The organism is Nocardiopsis sp. NPDC006139, from assembly GCF_040614155.1.
In the GTDB taxonomy this organism is placed as follows: domain Bacteria; phylum Actinomycetota; class Actinomycetes; order Streptosporangiales; family Streptosporangiaceae; genus Nocardiopsis; species Nocardiopsis changdeensis.
On record NZ_JBEXTT010000006.1, the window covers coordinates 26,000 to 48,129 of the forward strand.

Genomic DNA, 22,130 nt, shown 5'->3' on the forward strand with positions numbered 1-22,130 from the left:
GCCCGCCGGTCGTGAACCGCTCCCCCTGTACGGAGGTGACCCCGATGGCCCCGCGCGCCTCCTCAGGCGGTTCCGGGCGCAAGAAGCCCGCGGCCCGCAGACCCGCGGCCAACCGGATGCCCGACGGGCCCATCGCTTTCGCGGTCACCATGTTCGGCCAGTTCCTGCTGGTGCTGTGGAAGCTCGTCGCGCACACCGTCGGCGGGGCCGCCCGCGCCGTGGGCCGCAGCGCCCGCGACCTGGACCCGGACCTGCGCCGGGACGGGGCGGGCCTGCTGCTGCTGGCGGCCGGGGTGCTGGTCGCCGCGGCCGTGTGGTGGGAGAGCGCCGGCCCGCTGCCGGAGTACACCCGCCTGGTGGTGGTCGGCGCGTTCGGGACGTTCTCGCCGATCCTGCCGCTGCTGTTCCTGCCGCTGGCGATCCGCCTGATGCGCACCCCGGGCGCGTCCCGGGAGGGCGACGCCGGACGGCTGTTCATCGGCACCAGCGCCATCCTGCTGGGCCTGCTGGGCCTCATCCACATCGCGAACGGCATCCCGCAGCCCTCCGAGGGGCTGGAGGCGCTCCAGGACGCCGGCGGCCTCATCGGGTTCGTCGCCTCCGGGCCGCTCAGCGCCGTCATCACCCCCTGGCTGACCGGGGTGCTGCTGGCCCTGGTGCTGGTGTTCGGGATCCTCGTGGTCACCTCCACCCCCATCCGGCGCATCCCCGAGCGGCTGCACACGCTGTTCGGCGCCCTCATGGAGCGCGACGCCGGACCGGACTCCGGCATCGGCATCCTGGGCGCCGAGCCGGAGCGCAAGCCCGCCCGCAAGCGCCGCCCCCGCAAGAAGAAGGAAGCGGAGGCCGCGGCCGAGACCGTGGCGGGCGACCACGAGCGCCCCTACGACAGCCCGGTGCTGCCCGAGGAGCCCATCGCCCCGGCGCTCACCGACGAGGAAGAGGAGGCGGCGCGGGCCGAGGCCGGCGGATCCGGCAAGGGCGGGAAGAAGGGCCGCGCGAAGCTCCCCGTCCCCGACCCCACCCCGGCGCCGGCCGTCACCGAGCAGCTCACCCTCCCCTCCCGGGTGGTGGAGGGGGACTACGAGCTGCCCCCGCCCGTCATGCTCAAGCCCGGCAGCCCGGTGAAGCCGCGCACCAAGGCCAACGACGACGTGGTGGACGCCCTCACCGGCGTGCTCACCCAGTTCGGCATCGACGCCGAGGTCACCGGGTTCACCCGGGGGCCGACGGTCACCCGCTACGAGATCGAGCTGGGGCCGGCCGTCAAGGTCGAGAAGGTCACCGCGCTCACCAAGAACATCTCCCTGGCGGTCAAGAGCGCCGACGTGCGCATCCAGTCGCCGATCCCCGGCAAGTCCGCGATCGGCGTGGAGATCCCCAACACCGACAAGGACATCGTCAGCCTGGGCGACGTGCTCGGCTCCCCGGTGGCCACCTCCGACGACCACCCCATGCTGGTGGGGCTGGGCAAGGACGTGGAGGGCACCAACGTCGTCGCCAACCTGGCGAAGATGCCCCACGTGCTGGTCGCGGGCGCCACCGGAGCGGGCAAGTCCACCTGCATCAACGGGCTCATCACCTCGCTGATGATGCGCGCGACCCCCGACGAGGTGCGGATGATCCTGGTCGACCCCAAGCGGGTCGAGCTGACCATGTACGAGGGCATCCCGCACCTGATCACGCCCATCATCACCAACCCCAAGCGGGCCGCCGAGGCGCTCCAGTGGGTGGTGGGGGAGATGGACCGCCGCTACGACGACCTGGCCGCCTCCGGGTACCGGCACATCGACGACTTCAACGCCGCCGTGCGCACCGGGGAGCTCACCGCCCCCCCGGGCAGTGAGCGGGTGTACGAGCCCTACCCGTACCTGCTGGTGATCGTGGACGAGCTGGCCGACCTGATGATGGTCGCCCCGCGCGACGTCGAGGACTCCGTCGTGCGCATCACCCAGCTGGCCCGGGCCGCCGGGATCCACCTGGTGCTGGCCACCCAGCGGCCCAGCGTCGACGTCGTCACCGGCCTGATCAAGGCGAACGTGCCCTCCCGGCTGGCGTTCGCCACCTCCAGCCTCGCCGACAGCCGCGTCATCCTGGACCAGCCCGGGGCGGAGAAGCTGGTGGGCAAGGGCGACGCCCTGTTCCTGCCGATGGGGGCGGGCAAGCCGATCCGCCTGCAGAACGCCTGGGTGTCGGAGAAGGAGATCCGGGGGATCGTCGAGCACTGCAAGAAGCAGGCCGAGCCCAGCTACCGCGAGGACGTCGCGGCCGCCGACACCAAGAAGAAGGAGATCGACGAGGAGATCGGCGACGACCTGGACCTGCTGCTGCAGGCCGTCGAACTGGTGGTCACCACCCAGTTCGGGTCGACCTCGATGCTCCAGCGCAAGCTGCGCGTCGGCTTCGCCAAGGCGGGCCGCCTGATGGACCTCATGGAGAGCCGCGACGTCGTCGGCCCCAGCGAGGGCTCCAAGGCCCGCGACGTGCTCGTCACCCCCGACGACCTCCCCGCCGTCCTCACCGACATCCGCGGGGGCTGAGGGCCCGGAGCCCTCACACCCTGCGGGTGGCGAAGTGGTCCAGGGCGGCGCGCAGGAGGGCGGTGTCCAGGGCCAGGCCGTCCAGCGCGGCCTCGGCCCGGTCGCGGTGCCAGGCGAGCAGGCGCGCGGCGATGGCGCGGCCGTGCGCGGAGGCCAGGGTGGGCCGGTCGGCGCCGGACCCGGCGAGCAGGTCCCGGCGGATCCGCAGCACGATCCCGGCGTGGTGGGCGTAGGCGGTCAGCAGGTCCACCTCGTGCCCGGGCAGGCCGAGCAGGATCGCGGTCGGGGCCAGGGCGATCTCGATCTCCGTCGAGGCGGTCAGCGCGTACACCTCCAGGAACCCCGCGACGCCGGCGGGCTCCTCGCCGCGGGCCAGGGCCCGGTCCAGGTAGCGGCCCCGGCACAGGCGCTCGGGTCCCAGCAGTGCGCCCATCCGGGCCATCGCCCCCACCACCCGCTCGGGCGGGTGGGTCGCGGCCAGCCGCGCCATGAGCCCGTACCCGCCGGAGACCAGCGCGATCCCGGCCAGGTGGGAGGCGCGTTCGTCCAGGGCCAGGCTCCCGGTGTGGAACAGTTCCACCGCGGCCACCAGCGGCGCCAGCGGCTCGGGGTCGGCCGCGGCGCCCTCGACCAGCATCAGCGCCAGTGCCGGGCGCAGCGGCCCGCCGGGGCCCTCGGGGGAGTGCGACAGCACCCCGCGCGGGCCGCGGGCGCCGTTGCCCGAGGCGTGCCGGGTCAGGGCGGCGTCGACGAACACGGACCGGTCGGCGGCGAAGGCGCGCGGGTCCGTCGCCGCGGTCGGCCTGGCCCGCCCGCGCGCCGCCCGGACGGCTCCGGAGGGCGCGCCGCGCCGGGACGGCCGGGCGGCCGAGCGCAGCAGCGCCTCGATCTCCGGCGTCACCCGGTGCGCCTCCAGCAGCTCCTCCACCAGTCCGGCCCGCCGGGCCAGGTGGTCGGCCAGCCGGCCGGCGCCGTGCCGGGCCAGGGCGTCGGCCACGCCGGTGTCCCCGTCGAACACCGTCGCGACCAGGTGGGCCTCGGCGGCGAAGAGGTCGTGCAGCGGGTCGCCGTCCAGGTCCCGCGGGGCCAGCGTGAACGTGGTGAGGCGGCCGGTCACCGCGTCGCGCTCCCGGTCGAGCAGGTCGTGCCGGAACCGGGTGGCCAGCGCCGCGGCCAGGTGCGGCCGGAGCAGGCCCGCCGGGGGGTTGCGGCGGCCCAGCAGGGTGGCGGCGATCGCGCCCGCCCCGGTCTCCAGCACCGCGTCGGCGAGCAGGGCGTCCCCGCCGTCGCGGACCGCGTCCTCGCGGGTGCGCCGCTCGGCCCGGGAACGGGCCAGGTACATCACCTCGGTGGCCCGGTACAGGGCCCGGTGGCCGGCGAAGGGGAAGCCGTCCAGCAGCAGCACGTGGGCGGCGTGCAGCTCCTCGGCCAGCGGGTCGTCGGGCACCCCCTCGGCCGGCTCGGCCTCGGTCAGCAGGTGCGGCAGCAGCCGGTGGTGGGCGTCGTGCCGGGCGTGCGCGGGCAGGTCCACGACGGCCTGGGCGACGGCGAGGGCGTACGCGCCGGGCACGACCCGCCGCAGGTGCGCCGCCGCGGTGTCGTCGTCCTCGCCGAGGGTGTCGTGGGAGGCGACGGCCAGCACCCCGCCGATGGTCCGGGCGGCCCGGTCCATGGCCCCGGAGGCGACCGCCTCCCCGGGCAGTGCGGCGTACAGCCGGGACATCCGCTCGCGCAGCGTTCCCAGGCCGGGGACCCGGTGCAGGGAGGCGCTGAACCGGACCCGCTCCAGGGCGGTGCCGACGCCGTCGACCGGGACGGGGACGGCGGGCCGGGGCAGCCGCCGCGGGTCGGCGGTGAGCAGGTCCAGGACCTCGGGGGAGGGGACCTCGCCCAGGGCGAGCGCGTGGCGGCGCAGGGCGCGCCGGCGCAGCCGCGCCTGCTCCGCGGCCCGCGCGGCACCGGGGTCCAGGCTCCGGCGCAGCCGGTTCAGCAGCCGGTGCCGTTCGAGGACCTCGGGCAGGTGGGAGGACCACCGGTACACGTGCGCGGCGATGTCGTCGGAGTGGGCGCCGCTCCAGGAGCGGAAGGCGTCGAGGGCGTCGCGGGCCGCGGCGACCGGTGCGTCGCCCGCGAGCTCGGCGGCGGAGAAGTGCTGGGTCATCGTCCGGTCTCGGGGGAGGTGGCGGGGAGGGCGATCCAAGATCATCGCAGTCACGGGCCCGGGGACAAGGGGATGACCGTATCCGGACGAAAATTCTGGCCGTAATTCTGTCCGATTTGGCGGGATCTTGGGGGCTTCATGGGGCGTGGTGGCCTGCGTGTCGCGCGCCGGGAGCGGCAGAGTGGTTCCCGTCAGATACATACAGTCGCGAGGGGAGTGCGTATGGCGACGATCGGACACACCTTGTCCGCCGCCCGCGTCGCGGCGGGACTCACGGTCGCCGACCTCAGCGTCCGTACACGCATCAGGGAACCGGTACTCCGGGCGATCGAGGAGGAGGACTTCGTCCCGTGCGGCGGGGACTTCTACGCGCGCGGCCACATCCGGGGCCTGTGCCGGGCCCTGCGCCTGGACCCGGCGCCGCTGCTGGAGGAGTTCGACCGCGAGCACGCCGGCCGCCGCGGCTCGGTGTTCGTGCCCCCGCCCCGCCACCCGGCCGCCGTGCCCGCGGCGGCCCGCGCCGCCGCGGCGGCACGGACCGGGGGCGCGACGGGGGAGGGGGCCGCGGAGGCCGAGGACCCGCCGATGGCCGGTCCGCGCGTCATCGGGGAGGACACCGAGCCCGGCGCCGGGCCCGAACGCTGGAACCACTTCGAACGGGGCGACCGGCTGCGCCGCGGGGTACGGGGCGCCGGGCCTCGGCGCAGGCGGCCCGCTCCCGAGGCGGCCGCGCCGGCCGCGGCGGGCGGCGGGCGCCGGGGGAGGGCCGCCGCGGTGCCCGCGCCCCGCGCGCCCCGGGACGGGCGGGACCGGCCCGCGGGCAGGCGGCGCAGGCCCGCACCCGCGGACCGCCCCGCGCCCCGGCCGCCGGTCACCCGCACCGCGAGCGGCCGGGCCGAGGCCGTCCGCAGGCACTGGCCCTGGGCCCTGGTCGCCCTCCTGGTCGTCCTGAGCATCGTCATCGGTGTGCGGACCTGGCAGGACTGGGACGGCGAGCCGCTGCGTACCGCCTTCGAGGGGACCGGGACCGACACCGTCGACTCCGCGGTCCTGCCCGAGGCCCCGGGCACAGGGGAGGGCGCCGGCAAGCAGCAGGGCGGGGACGACCCCGCCCGGGCCGGGAAGGCCGACGAGGTCACCGTCGGACTCACCGCGTCCTCCCGTACCTGGGTCAAGGTGACCGACGCCGGGGGCGAGAACCTGTTCACCGGGTTCCTCGCCGCCGGAGAGGCCCGGGACTATGTGACGGACGACACCCTGACCCTCTGGCTGGGCAACGCCGGGGGCGTCGAGGTCACCGTCGACGGCGAGGACCTCGGCACCGCCGGAAGCAGCGGAGAGGTCAAGGAGGTGGTCGTCGGGGCCGACGGCTTCGACGGCTGATCGCGTGCCCGGAACCCGCACCCGCCCCGGCCAGGGATGATCCCGGCCGGGGTTCGGGCGGGTGGGCCGGAACGGGTAATGTGGAGGGTCGCGGGCGACGTCCGTCGCGCCGCGCCGCGGGGCCCGGGACCACCCGGCACGCCTCCGCGATCACTCGAAACGCTCTCCCACACGCTTGGAAGCCATGTCACCGCGCCGTACTGTCTCGCTGGTCACCCTGGGGTGTGCGCGTAACGAGGTCGACTCCGAAGAGCTGGCCGGCCGCCTGTCCGCGGGCGGCTGGGAGCTGGTCGACGAAGGCACCGAGGCCGACGTCACCCTCGTCAACACCTGCGGGTTCATCGACGCCGCCAAACAGGACTCCATCGACACCCTGCTGGAGGCCGCCGAGAACGGCGGCCGGGTCGTCGCCGCCGGCTGCATGGCCGAGCGCTACGGCTCCGAGCTGGCCGAAGCGCTCCCCGAGGCGCAGGTCATCGGGTTCGACGACTACGCGGCCATCACCGACCGCCTCGACGACGTGCTCGAGGGCCGCACCCTGGTCCCGCACGACCCGCGCGACCGGCGCACCCTGCTGCCGATCAGCCCGGCCGAGCGCGGCTCCGCGCAGCTCCACATCCCCGGCCACGGCGGGTTCGCCGACGCAGCCGGGGCCGACGGGACGGAGCTGCCCTACCGCGCCGCGATCCCGCGCCGCCGCCTGACCGGCGGCCCGGTGGCCAACCTCAAGATCGCCTCCGGCTGCGACCGCCGCTGCACCTTCTGCGCCATCCCGACCTTCCGCGGCGCCTACATCTCCCGGCACCCGGACGAGATCGTGCGCGAGGCCGAGTGGCTGGCCTCCGAGGGCGTGCGCGAGGTGTTCCTGGTCAGCGAGAACTCCACCTCCTACGGCAAGGACCTGGGCGACGTGCGCGCGCTGGAGAAGCTGCTGCCGCGCCTGGCCGGGGTCGAGGGGCTGGACCGGGTCCGGGTCAGCTACCTCCAGCCCGCCGAGGTCCGCCCCGGGCTGGTGGACGTGCTCACCGGGACCCCCGGCGTGGTGCCCTACTTCGACCTGTCGTTCCAGCACGCCAGCGGGACCCTGCTGCGCCGCATGCGCCGCTTCGGCGACCGCGAGCGCTTCCTGGAGCTGCTGGACACCGTGCGCTCCCGGGTGCCCGAGGCGGGCGCCCGCTCCAACTTCATCGTCGGGTTCCCCGGCGAGACCGAGGCCGAGTTCGAGGACCTGGTCGCCTTCCTGGAGGCGGCCCGCCTGGACGCCATCGGCGTCTTCGGCTACTCCGACGAGGACGGCACCGAGGCCAGGGAGCACCCGAACAAGGTGCCCGAGGAGGTCGTCGCCGAGCGCGTGGACCGCCTCAACCGCCTCTCGGAGGAACTGATGGCCCAGCGCGCCGAGGAGCGCGTGGGCGAGGAGGTCACCGTCCTGGTCGAGACCGTCCTGGAGGACGGGGCCTACGAGGGGCGCTCCGAACACCAGGCCCCCGAGGTGGACGGGAGCACCATCCTCTACGGTGAGGGACTGGCCGCGGGCGATCTGGTCCGGGCCACCGTGGTCCAGGCCGTCGGCGCGGACCTGGTCGCCGAGCAGGACGAGGAAGCCGGGGAAGCCGGAGACAGATGAGCAGCCACGACGCGGCGACGCCCGCCCCCCACGTTCCGCTGTGGAACATCGCGAACATCCTGACCATGAGCAGGCTGGTCATGGTCCCGGTCTTCGTGTGGTTCATGTTCCTGGACGGCACCTGGTGGCGTCTGGCCGCCTTCGCCGTCTTCGTGCTCGCCGCCGTCACCGACCGCATCGACGGCGAACTGGCCCGCCGCCGCGGGCTGGTCACCGACTTCGGCAAGATCGTCGACCCCATCGCGGACAAGGCCCTCACCGGGGCCGCGCTGGTGGTGCTGTCCATCCAGGGCGACCTGTGGTGGTGGGTGACCATCGCGATCCTGGCCCGCGAGTGGGGCGTCACCCTGCTGCGCTTCGCCGTGCTGCGCTACGTGGTCATGCCGGCGAGCAAGGGCGGCAAGCTCAAGACGGTCCTGCAGATCGTCGCCATCAGCATCTACCTGTTCCCGCTGTCGGTCCTGCCCTTCAGCGACGTGTTCACCTGGATCGCCCACGCGGTCATGGCCGCCGCCCTGGCGGTCACCCTGTGGACCGGCGTCACCTACGTCCTGGACGCCGTCCGCGCGGTCCGCGCCGGCAAGCGCGAGACCGCGGGATGACGGAGCCCGCCGCGGCGGCCCTGGCGGCCCGGGTCCACCGCTCCCTGCTGGAGCGCGGGATGACCTGCGCCACGGCCGAGTCGCTCACCGGCGGGCTCATCGGCGCCCACCTGACCTCCGTCCCCGGGGCCTCGGCCACCTACCGGGGCGGGGTGGTCGTCTACGCCACCGACACCAAGGCGTCCCTGCTGGGCGTCCCCGAGGACCTGCTGGCCGCCGAGGGCGCCGTCCACCCCGGTGTGGCCGAGGCCATGGCGGCGGGGGTCCGGCGCCTGCTGGGAGCGGACTTCGGGCTCGCGGTGACCGGTGTGGCCGGGCCCGAACCCCAGGACGGCAGGCCCGTGGGGACCGTGTACGCGGGCCTGGCCGGGCCCGACGGGAATGCACGGGCCCTGCTTTTCCGTTTCACCGGTGACCGTTCGGGTATCCGATACCGAACGGTCGAAGGTGCACTGGAGCTCCTGGACTCCGCCGTCCACGGCGACGTGGCGGGGAACACCCGGCCCTGACCCTCCGGTCCGGTTCCTTCTCCTCGTACGGGGGAACGAAACCCTGTCAAGAGGCGGTTCCCCCTCCAGCGAACAGGCCGACAAGAGGTGCCCGAATCGGGCGTGGGGCAGGTACGGTGTTGTATATGAAGGTCGCTACCGGTGGGAGGGAGCGCGAATGATGGTCCTGCTTCGTCACCTACTTGGTGACGTGCTCAGGCGGCTGCGACAGCGCCAGGGCCGCACCCTCCGCGAGGTGTCGGCCGATGCACGCGTGTCCCTCGGCTACCTGTCGGAGGTCGAGCGGGGGCAGAAGGAAGCGTCTTCCGAACTGCTCTCGTCGATCTGCGGGGCCCTGGGGGTCCCGCTCTCGCAGGTGCTGAGAGAGGTGTCCGACCAGCTCGCGCTGGTCGAGCTGCAGGAGGCGGCGCTGCTGGAGGACGCGGTCACGACCGACCCCGTCCCCGCGCAGGACCTCGGCATCGGACCGGTTCCGGATCGCGTTCCCCAGGTTCCCGACATGGTGGGGGTCTGAGCGGCCCGCCACCCCACGTCCGGTCCACGGACAACCACACCGTCCTCCTCCGCGGGGGACAACGGATTCACGAGAGGAGCCGACCGACGGTCGGCTCCTCTCGCGTATGCACGGTTCTCACTATAAGTGATCGTACGGTGGCTACCGGTGGGTATGGTTCACCCAGGCCTCCGGGTCCTCCGCGAGGGTGCGGACCTGCTCCGGCAGCTCGTTGGTGGCCAGGTGCTGGAGGTTGACCCCCTCCAGGATGGCGCGCTCGCTGGCGCGCAGGGCGATCCACACCTGCTGGAGGCTGCGGGCCGCACCGTCGTAGTCGACGTGCTCGGGGCGTTCCCCGCGCACGTTGGCCAGCGGCCCGTCGACCGCGCGGATGATGTCGGCGAGCGAGATCTCGGCCGCCGGACGGGCCAGCCAGTAGCCGCCCACCGGGCCGCGTTGGCTGCGCACCAGCCCGGCCCGGCGTAGCTGGGTGAGGATGTTCTCGAGGAATTTTCCGGGGATGGCCTGCGCTCGCGCGAGCTGCTCGGCCGTCACCGGTCCTTCGCTGGCGACGGCGAGTTCCGCTGCGGCGCGCAGCGCGTAGTCGACCCGGGCTGAAAGGCGCATGCTGTGATTATGCCGTGGTTAGAAGGGCGAATGGGGCACCGGGCGTCCGCGAGTGTGCCGACGGGCCGGGATGCTGCGTGATCAAGGGTACTTCTCCTACCGGGTCGCGGGGACATCGGTGACGATCCGCCCGGAGGGAGTGTTCCGGGCCGCACGTGCGGCAGGACCGGACACACGGCGACCCGGGCCGGTCCCGGAGGTCCCCGGCTCGGGCCGCCGTACCGCTTCGCTCCCGCCCGCCGGAGCCCCCAGGGGACGCCTGCCGCGCGGACCGCCCGTCATCCATAGGCCACCCTTGACGGGCGCCTGTGGTGCGGTCCTGCCCGCCTGTCGTCCGCCGCCCTCGAGGGACACCTGCGGCGGTTCCACCGGCCTGTCGCCCGCCTGCGCCCCCAGGGGACGCCTGCGGTGCGGCACGGCCTGTCCGCGGCCGCCCTCGGCGGGCGGGCGCGGACACGGGGAGGCGGCGCCCGGTCAGGCGTGGTGGACGGCCGGGGCGACGCCGCCGAGCAGCTCGGCGGCGCTGCGGCCGTTGACGTGGGCGGCGCCGTAGGTGCTCACGTGGGCGCCGCAGGAGGGCCGCCAGACGGGCAGGCCCATCTCGACCACCACGGCCCCTGGGAAGGCTCCCAAGAGGCGCTCGACGAGCTCGCGGGCCTCGGGGTAGCGGTGCGCGTCGCGGACCACCACGACCAGGTCCCGCCCCTGCGCGGCGGCGATGAGCCGGTCGGCGTGGGACACGTCGGGGGAGACCCGCTCGGTGTCGGGGAACCACGAGGACAGGCCCCAGTGCACGTCGCCCACGGCCATGCCGGCGGGCGCGTCGACCTCGACCACGTACGGGGACTCCAGCGCGGGCAGCTCGCCCGTCACCCGGAGCGCCCGGCGGGCGCCGGACAGGCCCACCTCCGCGGACTCGGCGGCCGCGGTGCGGCGCGCGGCGGCGTCGCGGATCCAGGAGCGCAGGCGCAGGTTGCGGTCGGCGGCCTCCTCCAGGCGCTCGCCCGGCAGCCGCCCGTCGCGCACCGCCTCCACGAGCGCGGTGCGGATCGCCGCCACCTGGTCGGCGTAGACGAACCGGCCCAGGCACAGCAGGTCGCAGCCGGCGGCCACCGCCAGCACACTCGCCTCGGGGATGCCGATCCGGCCGCTGACGCCGTGCATGTCCATGGCGTCGCTGACGATGACGCCGTCGAAGCCCAGCTCGCCGCGGAGCAGGTCGTTGAGCACCTTCGGGGCCAGCGTGGCCGGACCCGTCACGCCCAGCCCGGCCATCTCGATGTGCGCGGTCAGGACGGACTGCACCCCGGCCTCGACGGCGGCCCGGAACGGCGCCAGCTCGCGCCGGTGCAGCACCTCCGGGTCCGCCTCCACCTGCGGCAGTGTGTGGTGGGAGTCCTGGGAGGTGGCGCCGTGCCCGGGGAAGTGCTTGGCGCAGGCGGCGACCCCGGCCTCCTGGAGCCCCAGCACGGCCGCGGCCCCGTGCCGGGCCACCAGCGCGGCGTCCGAGCCGAAGGAGCGGGTGCCGATGACCGGGTTGTCGTCGGCGACGTTGACGTCCACCGACGGCGCGAGGTTCATGTTGAAGCCCAGCTGGGCGAGCCTGCCGCCCAGCGACCGCAGGGTGGCGCGGGTCAGCTCCGGGTCGTCCACGGCGCCCAGGGCGGCGTTGCCCGGGTAGTCGCTGCCGTGCTCCTGCCCGATGCGGGTGACGTCCCCGCCCTCCTCGTCGAGGCTGATCAGGGGGTTGTCCGCGGCCTGCGCCAGCTCCGCGTTCAGCGCCGTGATCTGTTCGGGGGTGTCGAGGTTGTTGTGGAAGAGGCAGACGCCGGAGATGCCGTCCGCCAGGCCTTCCAGAATCCAGCGCGGGGCGCGGTGGGACTCGAAGGGCACCAGAAGAGTGGCGTTGGCCAAGCGCGTCAGGGTCGGATCGAGCGACATGACGGACTCCGTTCGGTGAACACGGGTGCCCATGGATGAGGGCAGACGAAGGACGTGAAGGGGTGGTGGTGGGGCGCGGGCGCGCCCGAGGCGGGTCCACTGCGCCCTCGTGGACCCGCCTCGTGGGGATCGGGCCGTCAGCCCTTGACCGCGCCCATGGTGAGGCCGGAGACCATCCGCCGCTGGACGAACAGGAAGAAGATCATCACCGGGATGGTCAGCAGGGTGGAGGCCGCCATGATGGGGCCCCACTCGGTGCCGAAGCGGCCGAAGTAGTAGGACAGGGTGAGCGGCAGCGTGTAGTTGTCCGTGCTGCGGCCCAGGAACGTGAGCGCGACGATGAACTCGTTCCACGCGGTGATGAACGCGAAGATGCTCGCCGCGACCAGGCCGGGCGCCACCAGCGGCATGAGGATGCGCCAGAAGATCGTCCACCCGCTCGCGCCGTCGATCGCCGCGGCCTCCTCCAGCTCCTTGGGCACCGCGACGACGAAGCCGCGCAGCATCAGGATCGTGATCGGCAGCGACACCGCCGTGTACACGATGAGCAGGCCGGACAGGTTGCCGAGCAGCTGGGCGCCGGTGGCGTCCGACAGCTGGCGGAAGTTGATGAAGATCGAGATGATCATCGCTTCCATCGGCACCATCTGGATGACGAGCAGCAGGATGATGAACGCGGTCCGCAGCTTGAAGCGGAACCGGGCCACCGCCAGCGCGGCCAGCAGCGACAGGAACGCGCCCATCCCCACGGCCCCGAGGGTGACGACGAGGCTGTTGCCCAGGAACTGCCAGAAGTTGACGCCCGGGATCAGCTGCCCGTTGAGGACCCGGTCGAAGTGCTCCAGGGTCGGCGCCTGCGGGAAGAACGTCTGGTTCCGCGTGAAGATCTCCCCGACCGGCTTGAAGGCCGTGGCGACCATCCAGTAGACGGGGAAGACGGAGAACAGGAAGACGGCGGCGCCGGCCAGGTACAGCGGGAGGGAGCGCAGCCGGCGCAGCGGGCTGCGGCGGTAGCCCCCGCGGTTCGGGGCGGCGGTGCTGGTCGCGCTCATCGGGTCTCCCCCTGGCGGATCATGATGCGCAGGTAGTACGCGGTGACGGCGAGGATCATGACGGTCATCACGACCGCGATCGCCGAGCCCATGCCGTAGTTGGCCGGGCTCGCGCTGAAGCCCTGCTGGTAGATGTAGTACGAGAGCAGGTAGACGTCCTTGTTCTGGAAGCTGTTCGCCAGGATGTACAGCTGGGTGAACACCCGCAGGTCCCAGATGATCTGGAGGACCAGCAGCAGGGCGAACAGCGGGCGCAGCATCGGGAACGTCACGTTCCAGAACGACTTCCACGCGGAGGCGCCGTCCATCTTCGCGGCCTCGTACAGCTCGTGCGGGATGCTCTTGAGCCCGGCGAGGACGGAGACGGCCACGAACGGGAACGACTGCCAGACGATGACGGTGATGAGGATCGTGAACAGCGATCCCGGCTGGAGGAACCAGTTGTACTCCAGCCACCCGCTGCCGACCAGCCAGTCGGGGAGCCGGTCCAACGTGACGTTGACCAGGCCCCGCTCGGGCAGGAACAGCCAGCGGAAGACCAGGGAGGCGCTCAGCGCCGGGGTGGCCCAGGCCAGCATCATGCCGACGGACACGATCGTGGAGAACCACTTGGGCAGCTTGTGCAGCAGGATGCCGATCAGGGTTCCCAGCACCATCGTGATGCCGACCATCAGCACGCAGACGACCACGGTGTTGCGCAGGATCGTCCAGAACTCGGGGTCGGTCAGCAGCCGCTGGTAGTGCGCGAAGTTGTTCCACTCCGGCCCGGGCTGGTTGGGCAGGAGGTTGCGCGTGGTGAAGCTGGTGAGCGAGTACCACACCATCTGCACGATCGGCCAGAGCAGCACGACCGCGAGCAGGATCAGTGCCGGGGCGATGAGCAGGTACGGGGTGGGCGGCTTGCGGCGGCGCTTGGGCGCGGAATCGGCGGTCACCCGGACGGTGCCCTCTTTCCCTCGGTCGGCCGCTCGTTCGACGGTGTGTGCCATGGTCTTCTCAATCGAGGCGTGGTTGCTCCGGGTGGCGGGCGGGGCCCCGGGGGCCCCGCCCGCGTCCGGCTCTGCGCTGTGAGGAGGAGCTGGCTACTCGACCGGCTCGTTGAGGATGGTGGTCAGCTGCTCGTTCGCGGCGGCGAGGACCTCTTCGGGGTCACCGCCGTTGACGATCTCCAGGACGGCGCCCGGCAGGATCTTGCTGTCCTGGTCGGCCGCGGTCCAGCGCGGGGTGCTCGGGAAGAACTGCGTGTGCTGCATCTGGGTGGCGGAGGCGACGCGGGCCGGGTCCTTCTGGTACTCGTCGCCGGCCAGCAGCTCCGGGTAGGCCGGGAAGAAGCCCGCGGCGTCGGCGTAGCCCTGGCCGCCCTCCTGGTCGCCCAGGACGGTCAGCAGCTCGAAGGCGAGCTCCGGGTACTGGGTGGTGGAGAAGACGGAGAGCGCGGAGCCGCCGGCGAAGGCCGGCGCGATGCCGTCGGCGCCCGGGATCGGGGCGGCGACGATGTTCTCCAGGACGGCCGGGTCCTCGGCCTGCTCCTCCATGGAGGTCAGCGCCCAGCTGCCGTCGATGTACATACCGACCTGGCTGTTGGCCATGTCGGCGAGCGGCACGAGCTCGTTCTCGCCCACGTAGCTCTGCGGGGAGACGCCGTCGTTGGTCAGGTCGGCGTAGAACTCGATGGCCTCGACGGTGGCGGGGTCGGTGAGGTGGCCCTCCCACTCGCCCTCGGCGTTCTGGGTGGCGATCTCGCCGCCGTTGCTCCAGATGAAGGAGGCGATGCCGTTGGTGAAGTCGGTCGGCGCGGCGAAGCCGGGCACGTCGTACTCCGCCTCGATGTCCTCGGCGACGGTCAGCAGCTCGTCCCAGGTGGTGGGGGGCTCGTGGCCGAGCTCCTGCAGCCAGTCGGCGCGGTAGTACAGGGTGCGGACGCCGGAGAACCACGGAACGCCGTACTGGACGCCGTCGTAGGTGCCGTACTCCAGGGCGTTCTGGTCCATCTCCGCGGCGGCGTCCCAGCCGCCGACCTGCTCGGTGATGTCGAGCAGGGCGCCCTGCGAGGCCCAGCCGGACACCTGGTCGTTGCCGATCTCGATGACGTCGGGAGCGTCGCCGCCGGCGAGGGCGTTGGTGATCGACTCCTGGGCGTCCGGCCAGGGGATGAACTCGACGTTGACCTCGACGTCCGGGTTGTTCTCCTGGAACCGGGCCTCGGCGCCCTCGAAGTACTCGACGAGGGGCGGCTGCGAGGTGCCCATGACCCACACGGTCAGGCTGTCGGCGGAACCACCGCCATCGGAGTCGGAACCGCCACCGCCGCAGGCGGCGGCGAGCAGGACCACGGACGTAGCCGCGGCGATCTTGGGGAACCTCATGTTGAACCTATCTCCCTTCGCACGACGCGCCGGGGTTCGACGCCTGTGCTCGAACCGGCCTGGGATGATGGAACGTCATCCCACGGTTCGACGTCTCTGTGGGGGTGTGCTGGGATAGCACGTTGCCGCCCCGCCGGCGCGGGTACCGGAGGGTCCGGATGAACTCGGACCTGCCAGGACGTGACCTCCTGTGAGGTTGTGAGCTAAATTAACAGGAAACTTTCCTAATAAAAACAGGGTGAGGTGTCACGGTTATGTCTCAACGTCCGGGGACTCCCCGGCTGCTACGCCAGCTCAACGACCGTGCGGCGCTGGAACTGCTGCTGTCCGCCGGTCCGCTGACGCGCACGCAGCTGGGTACGAGGACCGGTCTTTCCAAGGTAACCGCGTCCCAGCTCCTCGCCCGGCTGGAGGAGCGTGACCTGGTACGCGTCGTGGGGAGCCAGGCCGGCGGGCGGGGACCCAACGCCGCGCTCTACGCGGTGGTCCCCGAGAGCGCCTACGTCGCGGCCCTGGACGTCAGCGCCCGCCGGGTGACCGCCACGATCGCCGACATCACCGGCCGGATCGTCGGCGACGTCACCGTGGACCCCAGCAGCTCCGACGACCCCGTCGCCCTGGTCCACACGGCCGTGATGCGCCTGGTCGAAACGGCGGAGGTGCCGCTGGACAGGCTCCGCGCCTGCGTCATCGGCACCCCCGGCGTGGTCGACCCGCGGACCGGCGACATCCGCTTCTCCTTCGACCTCATCTCCTGGCACGAGGGCATCCTGGAGGCGCTGCGCACCGACCTGAAGCGGTCGGTGATGATCGAGAACGACGTGAACCTGGCCGCCCTGGCCGAGCACGCCGAGGGCGCCGCCGCCGGGGTCCCGGAGTTCGTGCTCATCTGGCTCAGCGCCGCGGGCGGCGTCGGCATGTCCACCATGATCGACGGCCGCATCCACCGGGGCCGCTCCGGCGGCGCGGGCGAGATCGGCTACCTGCCCGTGCCCGGCGCCCCCATGCCCGGCGACCTGGGCCTGTCCGGGGGCTACGAGTCCCTGCGCGACGACGTGAACCGGGAGCTGCCGCACGGCTTCCAGGCGCTGGTCAAGGCGGGCCGGGTCGTCGGCCTGGCCGCCGAGCACGGCGTGCCGGGCGACAACGTCGTCGACGTGGTGCGCAGCGCCGCCGCCTCGGGCACCCCCGAGGGCGACGCGTTCCTGGACGCCTTCGCCGAGCGGCTCGCCCGCGGGGTGGCCGCCGTCAGCGTCATCATCGACCCCGGCCTGGTCGTGCTGGGCGGCGACGTCGCCCAGGCGGGCGGCGTCAAGCTCGCCGAGCGGGTGCAGGCGGCCACGGCCCGCATCGCCCCCAACGCCACCGAGATCGCGCTGGGCGCGGTCGAGGGCGGCCCCGTCGTGCGCGGCGCCCTGCTGCACGCGCTGGAGCACGCCCGCGACGAGGTGTTCTCCTCCACGGTCTGAGCGGTCCGGCCCCCGGCCGGCCGCGACCGCGCCCTCCCCCGCACGGTGGGGGAGGACGCGGCCGGGCCGCGACCGCGCCCCCGGCGGGTCACCCCGCGGGGCGGGCCATGGCCACCCGCGGCCGCACCCGGATCGGCTCCTCCTGTTCCCACAGGTCGCGCAGCCCCGGTCCCCACTCCCGCGGCGGCAGCACCGCGAAGCCGCGGGCCGCGTACCAGGGGCCGTTCCAGGGCAGGTCGCGGAAGGTCGTCAGGGTCACCCGGGGTGACCCGGCGGCGGACGCCCCGGAGCACACCGCCTCCAGCAGGGCCGACCCGACCCCGCGCCGCCCGTGGTCGGGGTGCACCGCGAGCTGTTCCAGGTGCACGCCCCCGTCCAGCGGCAGGGTGACGGCCAGCCCCAGCACCGCGCCGTCCGCCACCGCCACCAGGACCCGCTCGGCGTGCTCGAACACCTCGTGCGGATCGTCCGGCGGCAGCACCACCCCGGCCTGGGCGAACAGCGTGTCCGCGGCCAGCGACGCCGCCACCGCGCCCGCCTCGTCCCCGGGCCCCATCGGCCTGATCTCCATCGTGCTCCCCCCTGTGCGAACGCCCGCCATCATGCCCGGGACCGAACGCCGCCACCAGGGGTTTTCACGGGCGCAGCCGCAGCCCCCTGGGGGTGGCGTGGAACCCGGCGGACACCAGCGCGGCGTCCAGCGGCGTCCCGAACACCTCGGTCCCGTCGGCCCGCTCCACCGTCACCGTGCCCAGCGCGCCGGTGCGCACCACCTCGGCCAGGGCGGCCGCGGCCCTGGCCAGTTCCTGCGGGGAGGCCCCCAGGGTGAGCGCGGAGCGCCCGCCCCGGCCCGTGTAGAGGGTGGGCCGCCCGTCGTCGACCACCACCACCGCACCCGCCGTCCGCGCCGGGCGGCCGCCCTCGCCCGCCTCCGGCCAGGGCAGCTCGCGGCCGAACGGGTTGGCCGGGTCGTCGGCGGCCAGCACCACCGGCGCCACCGCCCCGCCCCGGTTCTCCCCGGCCAGCGCCCGCAGGCGGTCCACCGCGCCGGGCAGGGCGAACTGGGCGCCGCCCAGCCCCGCCACGAAGTAGCCGCGGCGCACCCGCCCGGCCTCCTCCATCGACCGCAGCACCCGGTACTCGTCCGGGGAGATGCCGCCGCCCTGCCAGCCCTTGACCAGCAGGCCCTGCCGCTCCAGCCGGGCCTGCACCGACGCCAGGACCCGCCGGGTGGGGTCGGCCTCCCGCTCGGGCAGCACCGACCAGCGGCCCGCCGCCGTCGGCGGCCCCGACCGGGTCGGCAGCACCGCCCGCGGGGCCCGGCCCGGCCGCGGCCTCCGCGGGGGCCGCACCGGGTCGCCGGCGCCCAGGAGGGCGCGCACCGGGGCCAGGGTGTCGTTGGCGACCACGCCGTTCCAGACCAGCGACCACAGCGCCGCCACCAGGTCGGCGTCCGAGGGGGCGCCGATCCCGCCGTCGCGGGTCACCCGGTCGGCGAGGTCGCGGAAGAACAGCGCGCCGCCCTCGCGCAGTGCGGACAGCACCGCGTGCTCCGGCGAACCCGGCTCGGGGAGCACCGGGGCGGGCGCCAGCTCCGCCGCCTCGTCCGCGGGGAGCAGGACGATCCGGCCGTCCCCGCCGGGCAGCGGGCCGGCGCCCGCCCACACCACCTCCCCGGCCTGGGTGAGCTCGTCCAGCATCCGCGGCTCGTAGCCCTCCACCCGGGAGGGCAGCACCAGCGACTCCAGCGCCGAGGCGGGGACGGGCGCTCCGCGCAGCGACTCCACCGCCTCGAACACCGCGTCCGGCCCGCGCCACCGCTCGCCGGGCACCGCCCGCTGCCAGGCCGGGGCGAACCGGGCCAGCGCCGCCGGGTCGACCGGCTCCACCTCCGCCCGCAGCCGGGCGATCGACCCCCGCCGCAGGCGGCGCAGCACGTCGGCGTCGCACCACTCCGTCCCGGTGCCCCCGGGACGGAACCCGCCCCGCGAGACCCGCCCCTCCCGGGCCAGCACCCGCAGCATCCCGGCGACGGCCTCCTCGCCCAGGCCCAGCCGGGCGGCGGCCGCGGCGGTGGTGAACGGCCCGTGCGTGCGCGCGTACCTGGAGACCAGGTCGCGCACCGGGTCGGCCGCGGGCTCCAGCAGAGCCCGCGCAACCCCCGGGGGCGCCGGCACCCCCAGCGCGTCCCGCAGCCGCGCGACGTCCTCCACCGCGCACCACCGCTCCACCGGCCCGCCCCCGCCCGGAACGGCCGCCGCCGGGTCGGGCCCGGCCGCGTCGCCGTCGGCGGGCTCGGGCGGCTCCACGGCGCCGGGCAGCGGCATCCGCACCGCGCGGCCCTCCTCCTCCAGGGCGGCCAGCCACTCCGCGCGCACGCCCCGGGCGGCGGCCTCCGCCGTCGTCAGCGGCCCCAGCTCCCGCAGCAGGTCGGCCGCGGCCTCCCCGTCGCGAACCGGGGCGGCGGTGCGCTGGAGCAGGCCGTCCACCTCCGCCACCACCCCCGGGTCCAGTAGGTCCCGCAGGTCGGTCCGGCCCAGCAGGTCCGACAGCAGCGACGGGTCCAGGGCCAGCGCCCCGGCGCGCGCCTCGGCGGCCGGGGCGTCCCCCTCGTACAGGAACGCCGCCGTGTACTCCATCAGCAGCGACCGGGCGAACGGCGAGGCCCGGTCGGTCTCCACCTCCACCACGCGCACGTCGCGCGAGCGCACCCCGCGCAGCACCTCCACCAGCGCGGGCACGTCGAACAGGTCCCGCAGGCACTCGCGCGCCGTCTCCAGCACGATCGGGAACGACCCGTAGCGGCCCGCCACCGACAGCAGGTGCGAGGCGCGCAGCCGCTGCTGCCACAGCGGCATCCGCCGGTCCGGCCGCTGCCGCGGCAGCAGCAGCGCCCGGGCCGCGCACTCGCGGAACCGGGACGCGAACAGCGCCGACCCGGTCAGCTCGTCGGTGACCACCGCCTCCACGGTCTCGGGGTCCACCGCCACCAGCTCGGCCAGCACCCCCGGTTCGTCCAGGCCGCCCACGGTGTCGGGCAGGTTCAGCACGATCCCGTCGTCCCCGTGCAGCACCCGGCTCTCCACCCCGTACCGCTCCCGGATCCGCGCGGCGACGGCCAGCGCCCAGGGGGCGTGCACGCGGTCGCCCAGCGGCGAGTGGACCACCACCCGCCGGTCGCCCACCTGGTCGCGGAACCGCTCGATGACCACCGTGCGGTCGTCGGGGACGTGACCGGTCGCGTCCCGCTGCTCGGCGACGTAGGCCGCCAGGTTGCGGGCCGCCCACGGGTCCAGCCCCGAGAACTCCGCCGCCGCCTCCCGCGGCGCCTCGCCCAGCCTGCGCACCGCCGCGCCGATGGCCCGGCCCAGCTCCACCGGGCGGCCCTGGGCGTCGGCCTTCCAGAACGGCATCCGGCCCGGCCGACCCGGGGCCGGGGAGACCAGCACCCGGTCGGCGGTGATCCCCTCGATCCTCCAGGTGGTGGAGCCCAGGACGAACACGTCGCCCACCCGGGACTCGTACACCATCTCCTCGTCCAGCTCCCCGACCCGGGTCGGCGCTTTCTCCGCGCCGGCCAGGTGCACCGTGTACATGCCCCGGTCGGGGATGGTGCCCCCGGCGACCACCGCCAGCCGCTGGGCGTCGGGCCGGGCCCGCAGGACGCCCTCACGGCGGTCCCACACCAGGCGGGGCCGCAGCTCGGCGAACTCGTCGGAGGGGTAGCGGCCCGACAGCATGTCCAGGACCGACTCCAGCACGCTGTCGGCCAGGTCGGAGAACGGGGCGGCCCGCCGCACCACCGCGGCCAGCTCCGCCACCGGCCACTCGTCCATCGCGACCATCGCGACGATCTGCTGGGCCAGCACGTCCAGCGGCGACCGGGGCATGCGCAGCGGCTCGATGTCGCCCGCGCGCATCCGCTCCACCGCCACCGCCGTCGTGAGCAGGTCGCCCCGGAACGCCGGGAGGAACACCCCGCGCGAGGTGCCGCCCACCTGGTGCCCGGCCCGCCCCACCCGCTGGAGCCCGGACGCCACCGACGGGGGCGCGGCCACCTGCACCACCAGGTCCACCGCGCCCATGTCCACACCCAGCTCCAGGCTGGAGGTGGCCACCACGCAGCGCAGCCGCCCCGCCTTGAGGTCGTCCTCGACCACCGCCCGTTCGGCCTTGGACATCGACCCGTGGTGGGTGCGGGCGATGACCGGCGCGGCGCCCCGGCTGCTCCCGGACTGGGCGATGACGAGCGCGGGCACCTCCGCGGGCGGCAGGTCGGCGCCGTGGCGCTCGGCGTACAGGTCGTTGAGGCGGGCGCACAGCCGCTCCGCGGTCCGCCGGCCGTTGGTGAACACGATGGTGGACCGGTGCTCCTCCACCAGGTCCAGCACCCGGCGCTCCAGGTGCGGCCACAGCGAGCCGGCGCCGGCCGGGGGGCCCGCGGCCGGAGGGGCGCCCGCGGGGGAGGCGTCCGCCGGGACCGGGGGGCCGGGGGCCTCCAGCGGCTCCACCTCCGCGCCGGTCTCCTCCGGGTCCCCGGGGCCCAGGGCCCGGGGCGGCGGGGGCAGGTGGGGCTCCTCCATGTCGAACACCGGCACCGCCACGCTCAGGTCCAGGTGCGGTGCGTCCGGCGGCGCCACGATCGCGGCGCCGCCCAGGAACTCCGCGACCGTCTCCGCCGGGCGCACCGTCGCCGACAGGCCGATCCGCAGGGTGCGCCGGTCCACCAGCTCCTCCAGCCGCTCCAGGCTCAGGGCCAGGTGGGCGCCGCGCTTGGTGCCCGCCAGGGCGTGCACCTCGTCCACGATCACCGTCTCCACCCCGGCCAGCCCCTCGCGGGCCCGCGAGGTCAGCACCAGGAACAGCGACTCGGGGGTGGTGATGAGGATGTCCGGCGGCCGGGTGGCCATTCGCCGCCGCTCGTCCGCCGGGGTGTCGCCGGTGCGCACGCCCACCGACACGGGGGACACCGGGGCGCCCGACTCCGCGGCGGCCGCGGAGATACCCGCCAGCGGGACGCGCAGGTTGCGCTCCACGTCCACGGCCAGCGCCTTGAGGGGCGAGACGTACAGCACCCGGCACCGGCGGGCCGGGTCCTCGGGGACGGGGGAGGAGAGCAGGCGGTCCAGCGACCACAGGAACGCCGCCAGCGTCTTGCCCGACCCGGTCGGGGCCACCACGAGGGTGTCCTTCCCGCCCGCGACCGACGCCCAGGCGCCCTCCTGGGCCGGGGTCGGTCCGCCGGGGAAGGCGCGTTCGAACCAGGCCCGGGTGGCGGGCCCGAAGAAGGACGGTGTCATCCGTTAAGTCTGCACCCCGGGGGCGACGATTCCGGGGAGGCGGCCTGTGGACGACGGCCG

15 protein-coding genes are annotated in these 22,130 nt (G+C 74.4%); 7 read left to right on the plus strand and 8 right to left on the minus strand.

The genetic code is table 11. The features are described from left to right. Positions 1-44 precede the first annotated feature (44 nt). Entirely contained in the window at positions 45-2,540 is a 2,496-nt protein-coding gene (locus tag ABZ249_RS09475) for a DNA translocase FtsK (protein ID WP_355259683.1), read from the plus strand. Between the two features lie 13 nt (positions 2,541-2,553). Here ABZ249_RS09475 and ABZ249_RS09480 read toward each other — a convergent pair whose 3' ends face one another. Beyond that, positions 2,554-4,701 carry a hypothetical protein gene (locus ABZ249_RS09480; RefSeq protein WP_355259686.1) on the minus strand — a complete coding sequence of 716 codons (2,148 nt, stop codon included), beginning with the start codon at positions 4,699-4,701 and terminating at the stop codon, positions 2,554-2,556. A 222-nt stretch (positions 4,702-4,923) separates the two neighbouring features. On the opposite strand from ABZ249_RS09480, the gene ABZ249_RS09485 reads away from it, so the two are divergent. The 5 genes from ABZ249_RS09485 (at position 4,924) to ABZ249_RS09505 (ending at position 9,336) form a co-directional block, all read left to right on the plus strand. After that, positions 4,924-6,084 carry a helix-turn-helix domain-containing protein gene (locus ABZ249_RS09485; RefSeq protein WP_355259689.1) on the plus strand — a complete coding sequence of 387 codons (1,161 nt, stop codon included), beginning with the start codon at positions 4,924-4,926 and terminating at the stop codon, positions 6,082-6,084. Between the two features lie 184 nt (positions 6,085-6,268). Next, a complete protein-coding gene (gene rimO / locus ABZ249_RS09490; protein WP_355260245.1) occupies positions 6,269-7,711 on the plus strand; it encodes a 30S ribosomal protein S12 methylthiotransferase RimO in 1,443 nt (480 codons plus the stop codon). After that, complete coding sequence (gene pgsA, locus ABZ249_RS09495; RefSeq protein ID WP_355259692.1) at positions 7,708-8,313, plus strand: CDP-diacylglycerol--glycerol-3-phosphate 3-phosphatidyltransferase; 606 nt, start codon at positions 7,708-7,710, stop codon at positions 8,311-8,313. The genes rimO and pgsA overlap by 4 nt, the downstream gene beginning before the upstream one ends. Further along, positions 8,310-8,822, plus strand: coding sequence for a nicotinamide-nucleotide amidohydrolase family protein (locus ABZ249_RS09500; protein WP_220562686.1), 513 nt, complete (start codon positions 8,310-8,312; stop codon positions 8,820-8,822). The genes pgsA and ABZ249_RS09500 overlap by 4 nt, the downstream gene beginning before the upstream one ends. Positions 8,823-8,979: 157 nt before the next feature. Further along, positions 8,980-9,336 carry a helix-turn-helix transcriptional regulator gene (locus tag ABZ249_RS09505; protein WP_073375890.1) on the plus strand — a complete coding sequence of 119 codons (357 nt, stop codon included), beginning with the start codon at positions 8,980-8,982 and terminating at the stop codon, positions 9,334-9,336. 141 nt (positions 9,337-9,477) lie between these two features. On the opposite strand, the gene ABZ249_RS09510 is transcribed toward ABZ249_RS09505, so the two are convergent. From ABZ249_RS09510 to ABZ249_RS09530, 5 genes are all read right to left on the minus strand, one after another. After that, on the minus strand, positions 9,478-9,942 hold the full coding sequence (locus tag ABZ249_RS09510; RefSeq protein ID WP_220562685.1) for an Rrf2 family transcriptional regulator: 465 nt from the start codon (positions 9,940-9,942) through the stop codon (positions 9,478-9,480). Between the two features lie 474 nt (positions 9,943-10,416). Next, positions 10,417-11,883, minus strand: a complete 1,467-nt coding sequence (locus ABZ249_RS09515) for a glycoside hydrolase family 3 N-terminal domain-containing protein (RefSeq protein ID WP_355259697.1) — start codon at positions 11,881-11,883, stop codon at positions 10,417-10,419. Between the two features lie 137 nt (positions 11,884-12,020). Further along, entirely contained in the window at positions 12,021-12,935 is a 915-nt protein-coding gene (locus ABZ249_RS09520) for a carbohydrate ABC transporter permease (RefSeq protein WP_355259700.1), read from the minus strand. Continuing rightward, positions 12,932-13,924 carry a sugar ABC transporter permease gene (locus tag ABZ249_RS09525; RefSeq protein WP_355259703.1) on the minus strand — a complete coding sequence of 331 codons (993 nt, stop codon included), beginning with the start codon at positions 13,922-13,924 and terminating at the stop codon, positions 12,932-12,934. Before ABZ249_RS09525 ends, ABZ249_RS09520 begins: the two co-directional genes overlap by 4 nt. Positions 13,925-14,017: 93 nt before the next feature. Next, positions 14,018-15,301 carry an extracellular solute-binding protein gene (locus tag ABZ249_RS09530; protein ID WP_355259706.1) on the minus strand — a complete coding sequence of 428 codons (1,284 nt, stop codon included), beginning with the start codon at positions 15,299-15,301 and terminating at the stop codon, positions 14,018-14,020. A 254-nt stretch (positions 15,302-15,555) separates the two neighbouring features. Here ABZ249_RS09530 and ABZ249_RS09535 point away from each other — a divergent pair, with 254 nt between their 5' ends. Continuing rightward, positions 15,556-16,770 carry an ROK family transcriptional regulator gene (locus tag ABZ249_RS09535; RefSeq protein WP_355259709.1) on the plus strand — a complete coding sequence of 405 codons (1,215 nt, stop codon included), beginning with the start codon at positions 15,556-15,558 and terminating at the stop codon, positions 16,768-16,770. An 88-nt stretch (positions 16,771-16,858) separates the two neighbouring features. On the opposite strand, the gene ABZ249_RS09540 is transcribed toward ABZ249_RS09535, so the two are convergent. Both ABZ249_RS09540 and ABZ249_RS09545 read right to left on the minus strand, forming a co-directional pair. Further along, positions 16,859-17,326 carry a GNAT family N-acetyltransferase gene (locus ABZ249_RS09540; RefSeq protein WP_355260248.1) on the minus strand — a complete coding sequence of 156 codons (468 nt, stop codon included), beginning with the start codon at positions 17,324-17,326 and terminating at the stop codon, positions 16,859-16,861. 79 nt (positions 17,327-17,405) lie between these two features. After that, positions 17,406-22,070, minus strand: coding sequence for a DEAD/DEAH box helicase (locus ABZ249_RS09545; RefSeq protein ID WP_355259712.1), 4,665 nt, complete (start codon positions 22,068-22,070; stop codon positions 17,406-17,408). Positions 22,071-22,130: the final 60 nt, after the last annotated feature.